This window comes from Methylosinus trichosporium OB3b (genome assembly GCF_002752655.1).
In the GTDB taxonomy this organism is placed as follows: domain Bacteria; phylum Pseudomonadota; class Alphaproteobacteria; order Rhizobiales; family Beijerinckiaceae; genus Methylosinus; species Methylosinus trichosporium.
Genome location: NZ_CP023737.1, coordinates 2923969 through 2943223 on the forward strand (window position 1 = coordinate 2923969; position 19255 = coordinate 2943223).

Annotated in this window: 12 protein-coding genes; 4 read left to right on the forward strand and 8 right to left on the reverse strand. The window is 60.0% G+C overall.

Going from position 1 to position 19255, the window contains the following annotated elements; all coding sequences use genetic code 11:
- Positions 1 to 2 precede the first annotated feature (2 nt).
- The 3 genes from CQW49_RS13935 to CQW49_RS13945 all read right to left on the reverse strand — a co-directional run bounded on the left by CQW49_RS13935 (position 3) and on the right by CQW49_RS13945 (position 3856).
- Entirely contained in the window at positions 3 to 476 is a 474-nt protein-coding gene (locus CQW49_RS13935; RefSeq protein WP_003612127.1) for a hypothetical protein, read from the reverse strand.
- Between the two features lie 109 nt (positions 477 to 585).
- Complete coding sequence (locus tag CQW49_RS13940; RefSeq protein ID WP_003612126.1) at positions 586 to 3018, reverse strand: WD40 repeat domain-containing protein; 2433 nt, start codon at positions 3016 to 3018, stop codon at positions 586 to 588.
- 46 nt (positions 3019 to 3064) lie between these two features.
- The gene (locus CQW49_RS13945) at positions 3065 to 3856 is read right to left on the reverse strand and encodes a WD40 repeat domain-containing protein (protein WP_024749681.1); all 792 of its coding nucleotides are present in this window, start codon (positions 3854 to 3856) and stop codon (positions 3065 to 3067) included.
- Positions 3857 to 4626: 770 nt separating this feature from the next.
- Between CQW49_RS13945 and CQW49_RS13955 the strand changes: the two genes are divergently transcribed.
- From CQW49_RS13955 to CQW49_RS13970, 4 genes are read left to right on the forward strand one after another with little or no spacing between them, the layout of a single operon-like run.
- Positions 4627 to 7677, forward strand: a complete 3051-nt coding sequence (locus CQW49_RS13955) for an ATP-binding protein (protein WP_003612121.1) — start codon at positions 4627 to 4629, stop codon at positions 7675 to 7677.
- A 31-nt stretch (positions 7678 to 7708) separates the two neighbouring features.
- On the forward strand, positions 7709 to 8158 hold the full coding sequence (locus CQW49_RS13960; protein WP_040567152.1) for a DUF7680 family protein: 450 nt from the start codon (positions 7709 to 7711) through the stop codon (positions 8156 to 8158).
- 16 nt (positions 8159 to 8174) lie between these two features.
- Positions 8175 to 11126: a DUF1156 domain-containing protein gene (locus CQW49_RS13965; RefSeq protein WP_003612117.1), complete on the forward strand. Its 2952-nt coding sequence runs from the start codon at positions 8175 to 8177 to the stop codon at positions 11124 to 11126.
- Positions 11123 to 14269, forward strand: a complete 3147-nt coding sequence (locus CQW49_RS13970; protein WP_003612116.1) for a DEAD/DEAH box helicase — start codon at positions 11123 to 11125, stop codon at positions 14267 to 14269. The genes CQW49_RS13965 and CQW49_RS13970 overlap by 4 nt, the downstream gene beginning before the upstream one ends.
- A gap of 105 nt (positions 14270 to 14374) precedes the next feature.
- Here the strand turns inward: CQW49_RS13970 and CQW49_RS13975 are convergent, their stop codons facing one another.
- The 5 genes from CQW49_RS13975 to CQW49_RS13990 are packed head-to-tail and all read right to left on the reverse strand — an operon-like array spanning position 14375 to position 19240.
- The gene (locus CQW49_RS13975) at positions 14375 to 15337 is read right to left on the reverse strand and encodes a winged helix-turn-helix domain-containing protein (RefSeq protein ID WP_003612113.1); all 963 of its coding nucleotides are present in this window, start codon (positions 15335 to 15337) and stop codon (positions 14375 to 14377) included.
- Positions 15338 to 16003, reverse strand: coding sequence for a YqcI/YcgG family protein (locus tag CQW49_RS24200; protein ID WP_003612111.1), 666 nt, complete (start codon positions 16001 to 16003; stop codon positions 15338 to 15340).
- 1 nt (position 16004) lies between these two features.
- Entirely contained in the window at positions 16005 to 16631 is a 627-nt protein-coding gene (locus CQW49_RS13980; RefSeq protein ID WP_003612109.1) for an HD domain-containing protein, read from the reverse strand.
- A 15-nt stretch (positions 16632 to 16646) separates the two neighbouring features.
- Complete coding sequence (locus CQW49_RS13985; protein WP_003612108.1) at positions 16647 to 18518, reverse strand: 5'-methylthioadenosine/S-adenosylhomocysteine nucleosidase family protein; 1872 nt, start codon at positions 18516 to 18518, stop codon at positions 16647 to 16649.
- Positions 18515 to 19240 carry a class I SAM-dependent methyltransferase gene (locus CQW49_RS13990; RefSeq protein ID WP_003612107.1) on the reverse strand — a complete coding sequence of 242 codons (726 nt, stop codon included), beginning with the start codon at positions 19238 to 19240 and terminating at the stop codon, positions 18515 to 18517. The genes CQW49_RS13985 and CQW49_RS13990 overlap by 4 nt, the downstream gene beginning before the upstream one ends.
- Between the last annotated feature and the right edge of the window lie 15 nt (positions 19241 to 19255).

Here is a 19255-nt window from a genome sequence, read left to right on the forward strand (position 1 = left end):
GCTCACGCCTCGATCTTCAGCGCGCGCAGCAACTCGTTGCAGAAGCGCGTGCGATGGCCGTTCCAGACAGGATGGGGATGGACGAAGAGGTCGGTGCGGCGCACCACCTGGATGAGGATGCGGCAGGCCGAAACCGCCTTGCAGATGCGATGAAAATTGGGGCCGCCACAGGCGTGGTCCCAATCGGGGTAGCTCGTGCCCTTGGCGAGACGGCGCATTTCCGGCAGCCATTCGAGCGCTTGGCGCCGCAAATCCTCGTCGAAGACGAGGCGGTTCGGATCGGCGGCGCCGAGCGCGTCCACCCGCGCCCAGAATTCGGGCCTCGCCAGATGCGCGGAGAGCCGGCTTTCGAGTTCCTTGCGGCAAGTCAGGCGGTAATTGAGCCAGCCGAAAACGAGTGCGCAGAGCGCGGTGGTGAAGAAGGCAACGAAGGTGAATTTCGGCGCGGCGTCGACGATCGAGGCGAGTAACGGCATGAGACCCTCCTGGGTTGTGGTAGACCCGGGAGAATCCAAACGGAATCGACGGTACTGAACAGCGGTACCGACGCGGTACGTCGTACCATTTATCGAAAAAAGTGCTTTGTCAGGCGGAAACCAGTCGGAAGAGATGCGGACGGTCGGTGAAGGCAAGGAGGTGCGCTGCGCCATTGAGCGCGATGACTTCGGCCCTGACCGGCGCGGAGTCGAGCCATATCGCCGCTGCGGCTTCACCGCTGACAGCATCCCAGAGGCGGATGGTCTTGTCCATGAACCAGCTCAACACAAGGAGGCGGCCGGCGACATCGGGCGCGAACTGCGCGCCAATGACAATGGCGCGATGCTGCATGGTCTTGCCGACGGGCTCGCCGGTCAGCGCGTCCCACCAGCGGACGATTCCACAAGCGGACCAGCTCAGCACGCGAGGGCGGCCGGCGACATCGGGCACGAACTGCGCGCTCTTTATCCTAAGGTCATGGCGCATGGTCGCGCCAACGGGCTCGCCGGTCAATGCGTCCCACCAGCGGAGGACTCCATCATCACCGGACCAGCTCAGCACGCGAGGGCGGCCGTCAACATCGGGCACGAACTGCGCGCCGTCGACCCTACAGTCATGGCGATTGGTCGCGCTGACAAGGCGCATGGTCGCGCCGACGGACTCGCCGGTCAGCGCGTTCCACCAGCGGATGACTCCCTCATCACCGGACCAGCTCAGCACGCAAGGGCAGCCTTCGACATCGGGCACGAACTGCGCGCCGCCCACACTAAAGTCATGCCGCATGGTCGCGCCGATTGCCTTTCCGGTCAGCGCGTCCCACCATCGGATGGCGTTGTATGCCCAGCTTAGCACGCGAGGGTGGCCGGCGACATCGGGCACGAACTGCGCGCCGTTTACCCCGTGTTTATCCGGCATCGTCTTGCCGAGTAGCTCGCCGGTCAGCGCGTCCCACCAGCGGATATCTCCATCACCGGACCAGCTCAGCACGCGAGGGCGGCCGTCAACATCGGGCACGAACTGCGCGCCTCTGACGGCGTCGTGCCGTATGATTGCGCCGAGCGGCTCGCCGGTCAGCGCGTCCCACCAGCGGATGGTGTTATCAATAGACCAACACAGCACGCTGGGTCGGCCCTCGACATCGCGTACAAACTGAGCACCTCTGCTCCAGTTCTCATGCCGCACGGTCGCCCCGAGTGGCTCGTCGGCCAGCGCGTCCCACCAGCGGATGGTTTGAAAAGACCAGCTCAGCACGCGGGGATGGCCATCCACGTCGGGCACGAACTTCGCGCCGTCTACCCCAAGGTCATGCCGCATGGTCGCGCCGAGCGGCTCGCCGGTCAGCGCGTCCCGCCAGCGGATGGTTCTGCCGAGCAAGCTCAGCACGCGAGGGCGGCCGTCGACATCGGGCACGAACTGCGCGCCGTTTACTCCGCATTTATACGGCATCGTCGCGTCGAGGAGCTCGCCGGTCAGCGCGTCCCACCAGCGGATAGTGGTGTCCCGAGACCAGCTCAGCACGCGCGGACGGCCGCCGACATCGGGCACGAACTGCGCGCCTTCGACCGCGTCGTCATGCTCCACCATCGCGCCGAGTAGCTCGCCGGTTAGCGCGTCCCACCAGTGGATGGTGCCGTCAATGGACCAGCTCAGCACGCGAGGGCGGCCGCTGACGTCCGGCACGAACTGCGCGCCTTCGACCTCGTCGTCATGCTCCATCATCGCACCGACGGGCTCGCCGGTCAGCGCGTCCCACCAGCGGATAGTGGTGTCCTGAGACCAGCTCAGCACCCGCGGGCGCCCGTTGACATCGGGCACGAACTGCGCGCCTCTGACGGCGTTGTCATGCTCCATCATCGCGCCGAGTGGCTCGAAGGTCAGCGGGTCCCGCCAGCGGATGGTGTTCCCCGACCAGCTTAGTACGCGGGGGCGGCCGCCGACGTCGGGCACGAACCGCGCGCCTTCGACCGCGTCGTCATGCTCCACCATCGCGCCGAGTAGCTCGCCGGTCAGCGCGTCCCACCAGTGGATGGTGCCGTCAATGGACCAGCTTAGCACGCGAGGGCGGCCGTCAACATCGGGGACGAACTGCGCGCCCATGACCCAATTACTATGCTCCATTATCGTGCCGATTGGCTCGGCGGTCAGCGCGTCCCACCAGCGGATAGAGTAGTCCTGAGACCAGCTCAGCACGCGGGGGCGGCCGCCGACATCGGGAATGTAATCAGCGCCACGGACCCCGCTGTGATGTTCCCCGACGATCATGATCAGGCCGGAGGAGCCATCGTCTTCCGACTGCTGAACCGGCGAGAACCGCAGCCCTCGAGCCAGCCGCTCTGGCTCGAGCAGCGTCCGTGCGATGTCCTCAAGTATCGCAGCATCGGCGCGTAGTTTCAATTGCGCTGTTAACTGTCGGCGATCGCGGCGCAGCACATGCTGCGATCGCCGCACGACCTGTCGTATGTATTGCAATACTCGGTCATCCGCGCTCGCATCATCCAGCAGGCGCAGCAGCCGCCCGACATTCCCCGCGAGCTTATCCAACTTTCCTCTCCTGAAATCAGTCTCCCGACGGGTCTCTTTGCTAGCGTCAATGGCGTATCGGCATGCCGATCGGCTCGCCGGTCAGCGCATCCCACCAGCGTGTCACGCCGTCATCCGCCCAGCTCAGGAGGCGCGCGCCGCCCGGAAAGTCGGGCGCGTAGAGCGCACCCAAGACCGCGCTGTCGTGCCTCATCGCCGCGCCGACGGGCTCGCCGGTCAAGGCGTCCCACCAGCGCAGGATCCCGTCATCCGACCAGCTGAGGAGGCGGGGGCGGCCCTCGACGTCGGGCAGGAACTGCGCGCCATTGACCCCGTCGTCATGCCGCATCGCCGCGCCGATGGGCTCGGTGGTCCGCGCGTTCCACCAGCAAAGCACGCCATCTTCTGACCAGGCGAGTATTCGCGGAATACCAGCGAGGTCGGCAACGAACAGCGCCCCTCGAACGACGCCGTCGTGTCGCATCGACGTCCCGATATGCTCGCCGTTGAGCGCGTTCGATAACCTGAGTTCAGCCCCGCTGCTGGCCAAAATGCAAGGGCGTCCTTCGAGATTGCTAATGAAAATCAAAAACATCAGATCGCTCCCGTCGGTCGCGCAAATAACACCTACAGTCAATGATTTAAGGGTTTTGTTTTTGTGGTGCAACCGCGAGTCCAGCCGCAGGCCGCCGACCTCTAGTATCCCAGTATTTTCAACGTCATAATGGCGGTTTTGACGCGCAAACTGGTAGCCAAGGATCAACCTTGCCAAGCTTGTGGTCGAGGGTTCGAATCCCTTCGCCAGCTCCAAAAAATCGCGATGAAAATCAAGTAGCTGACAATGGCCCTTCGAAGCCATTTCTGCTTAGAATGCTTGAACTCTCGGTTGCTCAGCGGAATCTATGCACTCGGATCAAAACCACCGGCGCGGAGACCGTGTCGCGCCCGCCGATCGCCTGAGTTGAGAGCGGCCGCTCGCGCTCGTCGCCGCGACCTTTTCGCGGCCGGAGATTCGCGGCGCCCTCCCAAAAAAAGGCGCCGCGCGCCCGCTGGCAGCCAGATCCGCTCGAAGAGGTGTGGGAGAGCGAGGTCGTCCCATGCTGAGAGCGGCACCCGGCCGATCGGCGTGTTCGAGGGCTGCGCCGTCGGCACGCGGCGCTGGACTCCAGAGTGCGACGCACGCTGGAGCGGCGCTCGAAGCTGGCGCGCCATCCATGGTCCCGAGCAGGAGTGATTTTCCGGCAGGAGCATCCACCGGGGCGCATGGGGCTCTCGGATTTTTGCGACATGCGCGATCTCGAGGTTTCGATCGCCTGCGTTGTGCACGATCACGGGGTACTCGACGAGCGCGTCCTCCAGCGCGCCTATCGGCGGCGGGCACCGCGGAGGACGAATGGAGCTGCGCGGCTGCACTCATGGGGAGAGGCTTACAGAACGAACAATGAACAAGTCAACGGTGAATTCTGCAAAGACGGTTAACGACCGCGCGGTGAGGATACGATCCGCGAAAAGATCGCAGGATCCGGCCCAATGTGAAATTCGCGCTTGCCGAAATACCAAATCTCGTGAGAGCGCTTGTAAGCGTATCCGTTTCCGATCGGTGCGTTTCGTTCATCGGGAAAAAGAATCATGACGACCCAGCCGACCATTTTCAGTCTGTGCACTCCGCAGGACGACGTGCTGAAGGGCGCCGTGTCGGACAGCGATTTCGCAGCCAAGCTCTCCCACGTCTTGAACGGCAAGGCGTCGCCCGACTATCGAAAGCCCGAGCGCTTCTTCGCCAACACCTATCCCACCGAAGGGCTGAAGGAGCTGATCGCCAACGTATGCGCCCGGCTGTCCGGTAGGGGCGACGCGGTCTCGTCGGTCTTTCGTCTCGACACTTCGTTCGGCGGCGGTAAGACTCACGGGCTGATCGCGCTGGTCCACGCCGCGAAGTCCGGCCGGTCCGTCCCGAACATCGCGGAGTTCGTCGATCCGTACCGCCTTCCGGACGGCGAGGTGAGGATCGCCGCCTTCGACGGTGAGGACGCCGATCCGGCGAACGGACGGCCCATGGGCGACGGCGTCAGGGCGCGCACTCCTTGGGGCGAGATTGCCTTCCAACTCGCGAGAAAGCCCGGATTCGAGATCGTCCGTCGGTCGGATGAGGAAATGGTCGCCCCCGGCGCGGACACGATTGCCGAACTTTTCGGATCCGATCCCGTTCTCGTCGTCCTCGACGAGATGGGCGAATATCTTCGCCGCGTGCAGCACATGGGCGGGCGTGACCAATTGACCGCGTTCCTGAAGGCCCTGTTCACTGCGGTGGAGGGGAATCCGAGGGCCGCCGTCGTGTTCACACTCGCCGTCCGCGCGGATGGAAAGGGAGTCGACGCCTTCGCCGAGGAGAACGAGTTCCTTGCGAATGCGATGGCGGAACTCGAAAGCGTGTCGGGACGGAAAGCCACCAACCTCAATCCCACGAAGGACGACGAGACGGAGAAGGTCCTGCGCCGCCGTCTCTTCTCGCGCATCGACGACTCTGGGGCGGCGGAGGTCGTCGAGGCCTATCGCGAGATATGGAATCGGGATCGCAATTCGCTTTCCGAGCCGGCCCGTCGCCCCGAGACATCGAAGGAATTCGCCGAGTCCTATCCGTTCCATCCGGATCTGCTCGACACCCTGAAGGACAAGACGGCGACGCTCGCAAATTTCCAGCGCGTGCGCGGAATGTTGCGGATACTCGCCAAGACCATCGCCGTGATGTGGGCCCGGCGTCCGAGCGACGCCTATGCGATCCATGTCCACCACCTCGATCTTGGTGACGAGGCGATCCGGCGCGAGTTCACGACCCGCCTGCAACAGCAGGCGTTCATTCCCGCGATCAACAACGACATCGCGTCGGCCGACGGCAAGCAGGCGCTCGCGCAGGAGCTCGACGCCAAGCATTATGGAGGTCTGCTCCCCTACGGCTCCTATGTCGCCCGCACGATCTTCGTGCACACGCTGGCGTTCAACAACGACCTGAAAGGCCTGACGCCGGAGCATCTCCGCTACTCGCTCCTCGGGCCCGGCGCCGACGCCGCCTTCGTCGACGACGCGAGAACGAAGTTCCGGGCCCAATCCGCCTATCTCGACGACCGACCGACGGCCCCGCTACGCTTCAGCGCGGAGGCCAATCTCACCCAGATCATCGGGCGGGAAGAGCGGAACGTCGATCCCGGCGACGCGCGCACGCAGCTCAACGATCGCATCAAGGACATCTTCAAGGGCGACAGCTTCGAGATGGTCGCGTTTCCCGGCGGACCATGGGACGTGAGCGACGATGTCGGCGACGGCAAGCCGAAGCTGGTGGTCATGTCCTACGACGCCGTCGATATCGGCTCCAACCTACAAGCCGTTCCCGATCTCGTCGCCAAGATATTCGAGAGGAAGAACGCGGACGGCTCCGGACTTCGGTCCCTTCGCAACAACGTCGTGTTCGTCGTCGCCGACGACGCCCGCCTTTCGGATATGAAGCGTTCGATCCAACGTCGCCTCGCGCTGCTCGAGCTCAAGCGCCCGGAGCGGCTGAACGAACTCGCCGACCATCAGCGGGAGAAGATCCTCGAGCTCGAGAAGCGCGCGGAGACCGAGGTGGCGATCTCGATCCAACAATGCTTTCGCCATGTCCTCTATCCGGCCAAGAATGGCGTCGGGGAAGGCGCGGTGCAGCTCGCCCATTCGGTCATCGACATTCAGAACGCCTCCGAGAAGCCCGGGTCCGGCCAGACGCAGGTCGTCCGACAGCTTCAAGCGCAGGCGAAGCTGCGGTCTGCGACCGATCAGCCCGATTCGCCATCATACATCCGTGACCGCACGCCCCTGAAGAAGGGTCAGATTACGACGCAGGATCTCCGCGACGAGTTCCGGCGCGATCCGGGGCTGGCGATCCTCCTGTCCGACGACGTGCTCCGCAAGGCGATCGTCAAGGGCATAGAGGAAGGGACCTACATCTACCGGCGCGGCGCGCTGGTCGCCGGGCAGGGAGATCCGATCCCCTCGATCCAGATCGATGCCGAGTCCGTCGTCTTCACAATGGACTTCGCCAAATCGAGCGGCATCTGGCCGCGGCCGGCTCCGCATCGCGAGGCCGCCGCCACCGCGGCGCCCGACCCCGTCGTCGTGAGCCCGCCCTTGTTTTCGTCGGGCTCCGCGCCCTCGGGCTTCCGCGAGGGGCCCATCGCTGCACCGACGACCGAGGCTGCGGACGACGACGTCCGCAGATTCGTGGCCGAGGGCGTCCTCAAGGAGGCCTTGCGCCGGGTGTTCGAACAGGTCCGATCCGTGAGGATCGAGCGTGTCGACACGCTGTCCATTCGGGTTTTCGAATTCGCCGACGCTTTCAGGCTCATCCCGCTCGCGAGCGGGATCTCCGGGGCTCGGAAAACGATCGAGATCAGCGGCGAATTTTTCACCGTGGACGACTCGCACATGGAGTTCGAATTCAGCGGCACGGCGAAGGACGCCGGGCTCATCAAGGAGTATCTGGAGCCGCAGTTCCGCGCCGCAAAGGAATCGGAACTGAAATCAAGGATCGAATTCGCGTTCGATGGCGGGATGTCCGTGGAGGAGACCGTCGCCGAGGCGTTCATCGAGAAGCTGACTAAATTCGGGAGCGCGACGGCGTTCGTCGAGGCGTCCGCGGAGGTGAAGTGAGATGCGTGCGTTGCGCCGAGAGGATTATTCCATGCCGCCGAAGACGCTGCCGAAATACGAGCTTCGGGCTCGCCGGCATGGCCCCGGCAACACCGAGCTGGAGGTCTGGCAATTGCCGTCTTCGGCGACCCCTCAGATCAAGGCCCCCATCCGCCTCGCCGGCCTGCGTGGTCGCAATTATGAACTCGTCGAGCACCGGGTGCTGAGACGATTGAAGGAGGTCGGCGTCAGGGTTGATATCCTGCCGATCGAGGGCCTGGGCTCTATCCTTAACGAGGAGATCGCGCTTCGTTTGGCTCTCCTCTTCCGCACCTTGGCGCCTATGCGGAGCCGCGACGCCATGCGTCTCGTTGCCGAAGGCATCGACGAAATGGGAAAGGAGGAGGCGGCCTATTGGCTAGGTATGTCGGTCCATCGAAAGAACCCGCGCCGCGTCTTGACGTCGCTGCGAATTCTTTTGACTGATCCGAAGCGCAAGTGATCGAAGGATATTTTTGATGTCGGATGTACGTTTGATCGAACGGTGGCTGCCTATTGCCGCGCTCGGAGAAGAGAGCGTCCGCGAACGCCGATCGATGACCGCGCTGCCGCCGACATACTATCTGCACGTCTGGTGGGCGCGTCGTCCTCTCGTCGCGTCGAGGGCGGCGATCCTTGCGGCCCTTCTGCCTGCGGATGCGGATCGCGAGAAATTCATGCATGCTTTGGGGATTCTTGGTGATCCCATTGCGAGCCGTCGTAGGATCGACGCGGCGAAACGCAAGGGTGAACGCTTCGAGGGCGACGCGTACTCTTACCCACGTGCGTTCAACCACGTTCCAACCGATGAAGACCGGGCATTTATCGCATCGCATACGGCCACTGAATCCGCTGTGCCAAAGGTTCTCGACCCGACGGCCGGTGGCGGAAGCATCCCATTCGAAGCGTTTCGTCTCGGGCTGTCATCGCATGCCAACGATCTGAATCCGGTGGCTGCACTGATCGAGCGTGCGACAATCGAGTATCCAGCGAGGTTTGGCGATGCTTTGAAGTCGGAATTCGAACGACTTGCCAGGAAATTCGTCGAACGCCGTGAATCGAGACTGTCTCCGTTTTTCCCGTCCGAGCCGGACTCGAACGCTATTCCGACCAATTTCATTTGGGCTCGAACCATACGCTGCCCCCATTGCGACGGGCTCGTCCCATTGTCTCCGAACTGGAGACTCGCGCCCGATGGGACGGGCGTCCGTCTTACGCCTCAAATCGGAATGGGACCTGGTTCATCCGGTCGCGTCTGCGACTTCGAGATCGTGGCGAAGGTCGCCGATCAATCGAAAGGAACGGTTTCTGACGGCGACGCGATCTGCCCGTTTGCGGACTGCAACCGAGTCGTCACGGGCGAGGAAATCAAACGGCAGGCGCAAGCCGGGGAGATGGGCGAGCAACTCTTCTGCATCGTCTTCAAGTGTCGCGTCGAAACCAGAACCAAGACGGGAAAGCGGGGCCGAGATAAATGGGTGCGTGGCTACCGTGCCCCGCGGCCCGAGGACGATGTTTCCGAATTGGTAAAGGCAGAACTCGACAAGAGGCTGGCAGAGTGGGAGGCGCTCGATGTCATCCCGAACGAGAAATACCCAGAAGTATCGAACGACGAGCGCCCAATTCAATATGGCATGCCATTGTGGCGAGATATGTTTTCGGCTCGTCAGCTTCTCGGACATGGAATGGCGGTCGAAATTTTTCGTGACTTGGTTAATGAGGAGGAACAAAAAGGACTAAGCGAAATCTCTCGGGCGTCTTTAGTCTATGTCGCGCTCACCATAGACAAGATGCTCAATTATAATTCGCGGATGTCGGTTTGGATGTCGACGCGAGAGGTAGTTGCGAACACTTTTAATCGGCACGATTTCGCCTTTTGTTGGTCACATGCTGAGATTGTGCCTCTTATCGAGGGGCTCGGCTATGATTGGGCGATCGAGCAAACTGCCAAATGCATCGATGAACTCAGAAAGCTCATCGAAGGGCAAGATGAGGCGAGGGGTGGGGGGCTATTCGATACCTTGGAGACACACAAGCGACCCGAGATAACGATCACCTGCAAGTCTGGAGATTCGCTGGATCACATCGCCGACAGCTCCGTAGATGCAGTCGTGATGGACCCGCCCTATTACGATAACGTCATGTACGCGGAGCTGTCGGACTTTTTCTATGTCTGGCTGAAGCGCACCGCCGGACTCGTCGTGCCGGAGCTTTTCACGAGACGCTTAACCGACAAGGACGGGGAGGCCGTCGCCAATCCAGCCAAGTTCTCGGGTCAAAAAGGAGCCAAGGCTCTCGCGGGACGTGACTATCGCGATCGCATGCAGCGCATTTTCGAGGAGTGCCGTCGTGTCCTGAAGCCCGACGGCATCATGACGCTCATGTTCACGCACAAGGCCTCCGGAGCATGGGATGCCCTCACCAAAGGACTGATTGAGGCCGGCTTCACGATCACGGCCTCTTGGCCGATCAATACGGAGGCCGAGGGATCCCTCCATATCAAGGACAAGGCGGCGGCCAATTCGACGATCTTCCTCGTCTGCCGCCCTCGCGTTTCGGCTCAATCGGTGGAGCCCGCTTATTGGGAGGATGTCGAGCCGCTCGTCGCCAAGGCGGTGCGCGCTCGGGTCGAGGAATTTCAGAAGGCCGGCATTGGCGGAGTCGATCTCTATCTCGCGAGTTTCGGTCCCGCGCTCGAGGAGTTCTCCAAGCATTGGCCATTGAAGCGCGGAACCCCTCGTCCGGAACCGCAATCGAAGAGGCGGCGAGCCCAGTCCGAGTTGTTCGAGGAGGAGTTCGATCCCTACGCCGTCAGTCCGGAGGACGCACTCGAGGCGGCGCGGCGCGAGGTCAAGACGTGGCGGCTGAACAAGCTGACCCACCTGCGCGGCAAAGCCGATCTCGATCCCGTCACCTCGTGGTTCGTGCTCGCTTGGGACGCGTTCAAGGCTCCTGTTTTCGCCTATGATGAAGCCCTGCGCTTGGCGCGCGCCGTCGGCGCCGATCTCGATCGCGACATTGTCGGGAAGCTCTGCGAAAAGAAGGGCTCGGACTTGAAGCTTTGGGACAGCGCGGCGCGTTCGGCGAAGGGAACCCTCGGCTCCGCCGATGGCTCACGCGCGATGATCGACGCCATTCATCACATCGCCCAGCGCGCGCGGACCCGCACGATCGACAATGCGCGCGATCTGCTCGAAGAGCAGCATCTCCTCGATGAGCCGGCCTTCCTGAGCGCCCTGGAAGCTGTCTTGGAGGTGCTGCCGGCGTCCAAGACCTTCACCAAAGTCAATTCGACGAGCGAGGAAACGGAGCCGGCGGCAAACGACTTCGAGGTGTTGGAAAAGCTTCGCCGTCTCGCCTTGAGCGACAAGATCGACCAGCCCGAGCAGCTTCGGCAGCTCGAGCTCGAACTCGAAGAGGAGGCCGCGTGACGCTCCTTCGGGATCACGCTTGGAAGCTCAAATACACTCCGGACGATGGAAACCTCGCCCGGCAGTTCTACGTCCCTGCGCTGAATTCGGCGACGCGCTACGATCGCAAGACCGGCTATTTCACGGCACCGGCCCTCGCCTTGGCCGCGAGGGGGATCGAGAACATCGTGCTCAACGGCGGCAGGATGCGGCTGCTAGTCGGCTGCACCTTAGGGGAGGCCGAGGTGCAGGCCATCGAGCGGGGCGAGTCGCTGCGCGAGACGGTCGAACGCCGGCTGCTGGCGATGCCGGAATGGTCGGCGGACCCCGCCCAGATCGACGCCTTGGAATTGCTCGCTTGGATGATCGCCAATGATCATCTCGCTGTTCGTCTCTCGATCCCTTGCGATCTCGACCGGCGTCCTATCGCGCAGGACGTCATATTCCACGAAAAGTCCGGCGTCATCGAAGACAAGACCGGAGATCGGATCGCGTTCGCCGGCAGTATCAACGAAACGCTGCAAGGCTGGATGCGGAACTGGGAGAGCTTTTCGGTCTTCACGTCATGGCGGGATTTGGAGAGGGTCGAGATCGAGGAGGAGAATTTCGCCAAGGTCTGGGCCAACCGGGCACAGACGCTCCTGACGATCGACGTTCCCTCTGCGGTCAAGGATCGACTTCTCCAATTCCTGCCGGACCCCGAGAGATTGCCCAGCCGACTCGAGGGAAACGACGGGGTGCTCGCAGGAGCAGGGCAACGCAGTCCGGCGGCTCCTATCGAGCCTTCGACGAATAGCCCGGCTGTCGACGCTGCGGTCACGGAAAGCGACCGCCAAGCGGTTTGGGAGAGGATTGCCAAAGCGGCGACGCTGCCCAATGGCGGCGAGCGGGTCGGCGAGGCGACGTCCGCCATCGTACCCTGGCCGCATCAGATTCGCGCCTTCGATCGCATGTATCGCCATTGGCCGCCGAAGCTGCTCATCGCGGACGAGGTCGGCTTGGGGAAGACCATCGAGACCGGTCTGCTCCTTCGTCAGGCATGGCTGGCGGGTCGCGCGAAGCGCATCCTAGTTCTGGCGCCGAAGTCGGTGTGCAAGCAGTGGCAGATCGAGCTCCGGGAAAAATTTAACCTGAATTGGCCGATCTACGACGGCCAGACGCTCGCTTGGTGTCCGTCTCCGGCGCGACGGCACAACGTCGAGCGCGAGGTGGGACGGGACGAATGGCACAAGGAGCCGTTTGTCATCATGTCCAGCCATTTGGCGCGCCGGCGGGACAGGCAGTCCGAGCTTCTTTCCGCGGAAAAATGGGATCTGGTCATTGTCGATGAGGCGCACCATGCCCGGCGCCGCGCGGCGGGAACCGGGCAGGACAACCGGCCCAACGCCCTTCTGCGGCTGCTGCGCGGATTGAAGGACAACACGGAGGGGCTGGTCCTGCTCACCGCGACGCCGATGCAGGTCCACCCCGTCGAGCTTTGGGACCTTCTCTCGCTTCTCGGCATGCCCGCAGCGTGGACCGAAACGGCCTTCGTCCGGTTCTTCGAGGAGGTCCGCCAAGATGCTATGCCGAACGAGCGTCTCGAATGGCTCGCGGCGCTGTTTCGGGCGTATGAGATCTATTACGGCCAGACCAGTTCCGAGGACGCCGCCCGGTTCACTGGGCTGGGCAAGATCAAATTGCGAAGGGTCCTCGAGGCGTTGCGCGACCAGGCTTCGACGCCGCGGCGCCAATTGTCGCCCGAAGAGCGACGGGGCGCCGCCAAGCTGATGGCCCGCTCGTCGCCGGTGCGGGCCCTCGTCTCCCGACACACGCGAGAGCTGCTCCGTCGCTATCACAAGGCCGGCCTGATCGACACGTCGGTCGCGACCCGGCGGGTCGCCGACAGCTTCATCGATCTATCCCCCGACGAGCAGACCCTCTACCGGCGTGTCGAGGACTACATATCCGAGACCTACAACAAGGCGTCGCCGGACGAGAAGAACTCCGTGGGTTTCGTCATGACGATCTATCGCCGGCGGCTCGCCTCCAGCTTCCACGCATTGAGGACCACATTGGAAGCGCGTCGGACCGGCGTCTCGGGTTCCCTTGCGAACATCGACGATGTTCGAGTCGACGAGGATGTCGCGGACTATGTGGAAGCCGGTGACGAGGACGCGACCGAAAAACTCACGGAGGCCGAACGCAGGGTGCTGGCGGCGGAGGAGGTCGACACGATCGACGCGATCGTCGGGGCCATCGCGAGATTGCCGACGGACACCAAGGCCCGTCAGCTGGTCGACGAGATCCGTGATCTCGAGGCTGCCGGCTACCGTCAGGTCATCGTGTTCACGCAGTACACCGACACGATGGATTATCTGCGGGACCACCTGTTTGACGCGACCGGGAAGGTCGTGATGTGCTTCTCGGGCCGCGGCGGCGAGATCCGGGCTCATGACGGGGGCTGGAAGCAGATATCGCGTGAAGAGGTCAAGGCGCGCTTCAAGAAGGGGGCCGCCGACGTTCTCGTCTGCACCGATGCCGCGGCGGAGGGCCTGAACTTCCAGTTCTGCGGCGCGCTGATCAACTACGACATGCCGTGGAACCCGATGCGCGTCGAGCAGAGAATCGGCCGCATCGACCGCCTCGGTCAGAGCTTCGCCGACATCCGCATCACCAATCTGCACTACCGCGACACCGTCGAAGCCGACGTCTATCAGGCGCTTCAACAGCGCATTTCAGTGTTCACGAATGTCGTCGGAGGGCTCCAGCCGATCCTCAGTCGGATTCCGGAACTGATCGCGGACGCCGTGCTGTCGAGAGCCGGCGACGAGTCCGAAAAAAGCGCGGAGGCGGTGCGGGCTTTGGAGGGCGCGATCGAGGAAGGCCGAGCGACCGCAATCGACCTCGATGAGTTCGCGGACTTCGACTTGACCATGCCTAAACGTCCGGACCCTGCGCTGACGTTGGCGGACTTGCGAGAAATTCTGAGCAAGCCGCGCCTAATGCCGCCAGGCAGGGAAGCGAAGCCTTTGGACGGCTCGGACTTCCGCTACGAAGACGGCGATCTGCCGGAACCCATTCGAGTGACAGTCGACCCCGCGTTCTTTGAAGAGCATTCCGACAGCGTGGAATTCTGGACGCCGGGCAGTCCGGCATTCCCGCCGTTGGGGAGGTTCAATTGAGCAGGAATCTGCAACAGGTATCTACGCCAAACTTCCTGATATAAACGCGGAAAGTTATCGCTGGCGGACTAGGAGCGCGCATGGCCGCAGCTTGCGGATTTTGCCTCAAACTTCCGATGTTCGATTGGAAGACGTATGTATGCGTACAAGGTCACGTGCATGACCTTCCGACAAAAGAATTTTAGATGTCGAATCGAAGTCCTGCAAAGTGTTCAAGGGATTGTGTGGGTCGATCCATCGCAGGTCATTTACCGAGAGAGCGGCCCTTGTCGGCCTGAAACTAGGGGGGCACTTATAGCTGAGCACCATATGCAAGATCGCCGGCGTGTTCGCGGCGCGCGCACTCTTGACGCCGAACCATGGCAAAATCTCGCCGCCATAGCGGGCGCGCTCAGCAAAATGGCGGGGCAATCCAATCCCGGAGCACAACTCTTCGATGGCGTTCCCAATGATCCCAAATAGGCTCTCGAACAGCATATCGACTTGGTCCGCGGTAACGGTACCGCTCAGGCCAATCGTTCGGCGTCCGAATAGAGGATCGCTGCGCGGGAAAAACTTACCGCATCGAAAAGAAAGAATTCGTGAGCCGTCGTGCACAACGACGAAGCTGTGGATTGCAGTACAGGCGTCGTTCCGCAGTATATCTTGCGCGGACCGGTACGAGTAATGACCAGACTTTAGTTGATCCAGTACAAATGAGAGCGGTACTATCGGCCCACCATTCCTCTCGATCGAATCTATGTTTGTATTCAAGGTCAGTATATCATTTTGATCAAGCTCCTTGCGTCTTGGTTTTGCATAGTACTCACCGATTTCATTTGCACCCTTGTGGTTGAAATCTCGTAGAAAGTACCGCCCTGGGCTGGTGCGAAAGAAGCGGCTTTTGGAGCCCAGACGTGCGATGTCCTCGCTGAGCCGAGCTTGAAGCGTACGATCCTGCCGAAAACCATAAAGGTGCTTCGGTAATAGTCGGCTCCTTTGCGCTTGGCTGATGATCTCTGCAGCCGAAAGCGGTCGATCTGAAAGGATCAACACTCGTTCGGCCACTTCGAGATACAAGCTAGTCATCTAGGAATCCACCTTCTTGCACGGGCCAGAGGCGCACCACTCATTCGAAAGCGTAGATTCCCACCATCGTATCGGCGGGTCGCCATGATGGACTGGGAACACAAAGCTGAGAGCTTTTCTACGCGTGTCGATCGTCGAGCTATCATAAGGCATGCCTGCCTCAGCGAATCTTTCTCGAATCTGCTCCTTTAGTTTAACTTTTGTCCTGTTTATTTCGCAAAAGTCAAATGTATATTCTGGCTGAATAAAAACATACAAATTTCCATCATTCTCAATGTGCTTGGAATGAGCCCTTGGGTAGCATGGCGCAAACAAATTGAGAAATATTGGCTCTTCCGCGAACATCAGGCTCCACCCGACTGCGCCTAAGTCACGAGTTAACGACTGCTTGCAAGATACATCATGTATCGCAAGACCAAATACAAATCTTCTAAAAAGAACAACTGTGCTCTCGAAGTCTACCGCATCACAAAGATTGATTTGTGAGACGAACCCTTTTGTTCGCCTCAAGCGCCCCTCAGCAATGTGTGCGGCAAGGCGTCGCGCGTTCGCAATAATGTTATCATCGAAGCCGAGTTCTTCACACCATGGTGGACCATACTCAATCTCAGCCTTGGCAGCGAAGGGGCATAATGTTGAGCCTTGAAGCTTAGAGAAGGCTTCCAATTCACTTTTCCTCCTGTTTCCAGTCGCCTGCATTGAACCGATTGCGAGCATTCAGGTGCCAAGCGTGGCTACTTCGCATATTGACCGTATCGAACAGGCGGCGGGCCGTGTCGGTATGCAGGGTACGTTTCACGGCTTCGCGCGTCGGGGCAAGAGCCTCCGCTATGTTGGCGCCTTTGTCCCGCATTTCCTTCAATTCAAAGTCGCAGTCGAGGTTATCAGCGTCTTTGACTATCTTGGCCTCAATGGTAATCCCCGCCATGAGTTCGGTACGAAGAGCGTCAAAGTGGGTCGCCAACGCCGAGCGTCCATCCATCTCTCGCGCGGCTGCTTCTACATCATCGTGCCGATACATTTTCTGCACGTAATTCGCGTCTCCCGTCCGACTCTCAGGTAAGTCATGAGCCAGAGCCAATTGGACGACTCTATCAACGTTGGCCCCTTCATGCACGGCAATGACCATGCCGATGAACGCCATGCGGAACGAGTGCTCCGCGACGTTGGCGAAAGGCAGACCGCCGAACTGTCGCCATGACCGATGGATATGGCGCAAAGTTCCGATCTCAAACAGAATATCGACGTCCTCTACAATGAGGTCGCTTGAGTCCCGAGCCGGCGTATCGCCCATGGGGTCCGTCCTCATTCATATCCCGATTATCAGAGTCACTGTTACCGCCGCCGCAGCCAACGCAGCGTAGTGGTGCCATGTGTCGTTCTTGCCGACACCATAGTCACAAACACCTCTGACGACCATGGCGGATTGGCCGAAGTTCCACAGGGCTTCTTGCGCGCCGGCCCCTTCCATCTCGATTGCAAATAGGTCATGCTCTTTTGCCTTTTCATCGCGGAATTTGGCGTCCCTTACGAGTGTGTTCGCGGAACCGATCTGTCCCCTGTGCATTTTAGGATGGCCTGGGTCTCGGCTGGCATCGGACGGATGCGGAAGCTCCGTTTTCCCGTCACTATCGAAGAGAATGTCGGTCGACGCATTGGGACGAGCAAAGCGCGGCGCCGCTTTCACGGCAGAGTCGATCCGAGGCTCCCACGGGCGGTGTCCCAGATATTCGTTGGTAGTGAGTTCGTTCAGGGCGCGGGCGATCGGTGCTGGCGGGGGAGGCAGCATACTGCGGTTGGTTTCCCCTTCTGGACCCAGGCTTCGATGGTCGATTTGAATCACCCCGCGTCGATCGCTGACTACCACGTCTCCCAACCGAACGTGCTTGCTTGGCTCGGATGGACGAGGCACGCCGAGCGCGATCCCACAGAAGAATAGGTGCTGCACATCGAATGAGCGCAGTAGGTTCGTAGCGGCTGTTGCGGCGGAGTTGTTCCCCATGCGGTTCAGCAGGCACAGAAGGACCTGTTTCTCCGTGCCGTCAGGGAGTTTAATCGACGTGGCTTTATAAGAGTTGGGATCGTCATCAATCCGCAGGGGCTGTTTTGAAGGACTAAGCAGTAGCTCGACCGCTGCCATTTCAATCGGCAAAGCCGTGATGATGGCGGTGTCGAATTTTGTAGTTATATTTGTAGATTCTGACTTATTCATCGCAGTTGTCATCTCTAATTGCTGCGGCGTCGCCCTGCTACTTACCTTCGAATCGTTCAGGATTTCACTGACCCTTTTCGCTTGCTTGGATGCATCCTCATGCGAGCGTCCCGATCTCACGCTCTCGGCTAATTCATCCCATGCTGGTTCGCTCCGCAAGCGAAACAATGCGCGCGAATCAGCCTCAAGGATTGGCTCTACCAATCCATACCGCGTGAGGCCGGCTACAAGGTCTCGGTAGCGCAACCGTTCTCGGGATTGCAGTCGGTGCTCCAGGGCTTCATAAGCTAAATAAGGAACATCTAGAAGTATATAGGTATGAAGCGAGGAGACGTAGCCATCGACGTACGCACTTTCGATCGGCGGAGCAACCACGTGTTTAAGTGCTGAACCATGAAATCCCTGCTTTCTGAGCACATCAACCGTATGTATGGGTACAAATGCCTGCTCTCCAAGCGCATCTGGTACATGAGACCAGATTTGCTCGAATCTTGGAGGTAGACTGATATTTCCTGAGTCGCGAAGGCATCTAAACACTTCACCGTCGCGCGCTGTCTGCGCCCAGGCAGCGCGAATTACACCGGTAGATGACCCATTGCGTTGTATATAACTTGGCATTATTACACAAGATCTCTTTTTTCTGTATGCATTCAAAAAATGATTTGTTGACGTCTCATTATATGAAAGCTTTTTGCTTTCAAGATGGTCAAATATATTCGCGTCACCTGCGGCTACTTTTAGTATCCCGTGCTCTCGAAATTCAGGGAACTCCGTGATTAGCCGCTGGCATTCGAGACTTTCATACAATGACGACAAAGGAAAAATCACTTCGTCGGCGAAGAGCAAACACAAGCGCATTGCGTTAGAAAGAGAGTTACGGATCTGTGCGGCACCGACTCTATTCAAACGCGCGCGCTCAATGTGATAATAATCCGCAAAATGTATGTAGATTCGAGGGACAGGTTTCATGCGTTGCGCTCGAACTCCAGGACAATCAGGCGTCTATCGTGCGTGCGTTCTAAGAAGTTAAGCTGTCTGAGGTTTGTGCCTGCCGCCAATACCTGTGCTACACATAACTCGACCCGGTGGGCCACGAATGGCTCGACTCGCTTCGTAAAGCGGTCGGGTTTCCTTATATCGGTCTTTCCACGTCGGTATTCCTCTAGGGGCTCCAAGCTGGACATCACAGCGCACATCTGAGAGACTTCTTCGAGTAGATCTGGCACGTATATCAACAGCGTGCCTCCTTGGCGGAGCAAACCAACCAAATTGGATGCAACGCGTTGATTCATACCAAAATCCAGCGTCGAGAACACGCTGAATACAAGATCGAAGCTGTTGCAAACAATCTCATTTGGTTGGAATATATCAAATGATACTACTCCTATATGTTTATCAGATCCAACTATATTAGCTGAAAATCGCAGCATATTTGGGTCGTTTTCGAGCAAAGACCATGTATGGCAGTTGGGAAGTCGGGATGCCAAATTTCGAGACATATATCCTGTTCCACTGCCGACATCCGCGATACGGACGGGGCATAGCCGACTTATCCGGGCGACAAGGTCCGGAATTATAAAGGTGTTTCGAACGTGATCTTTGGAGCAGCCTGCTTCCCAAAGCTCCGGGTCCCGGCCAATTTTTTCACTCATCTCTTCTGCGCGTCGGTAGTGAAATGCTGCTTGCCTCATTATCGCTTTTCTGGT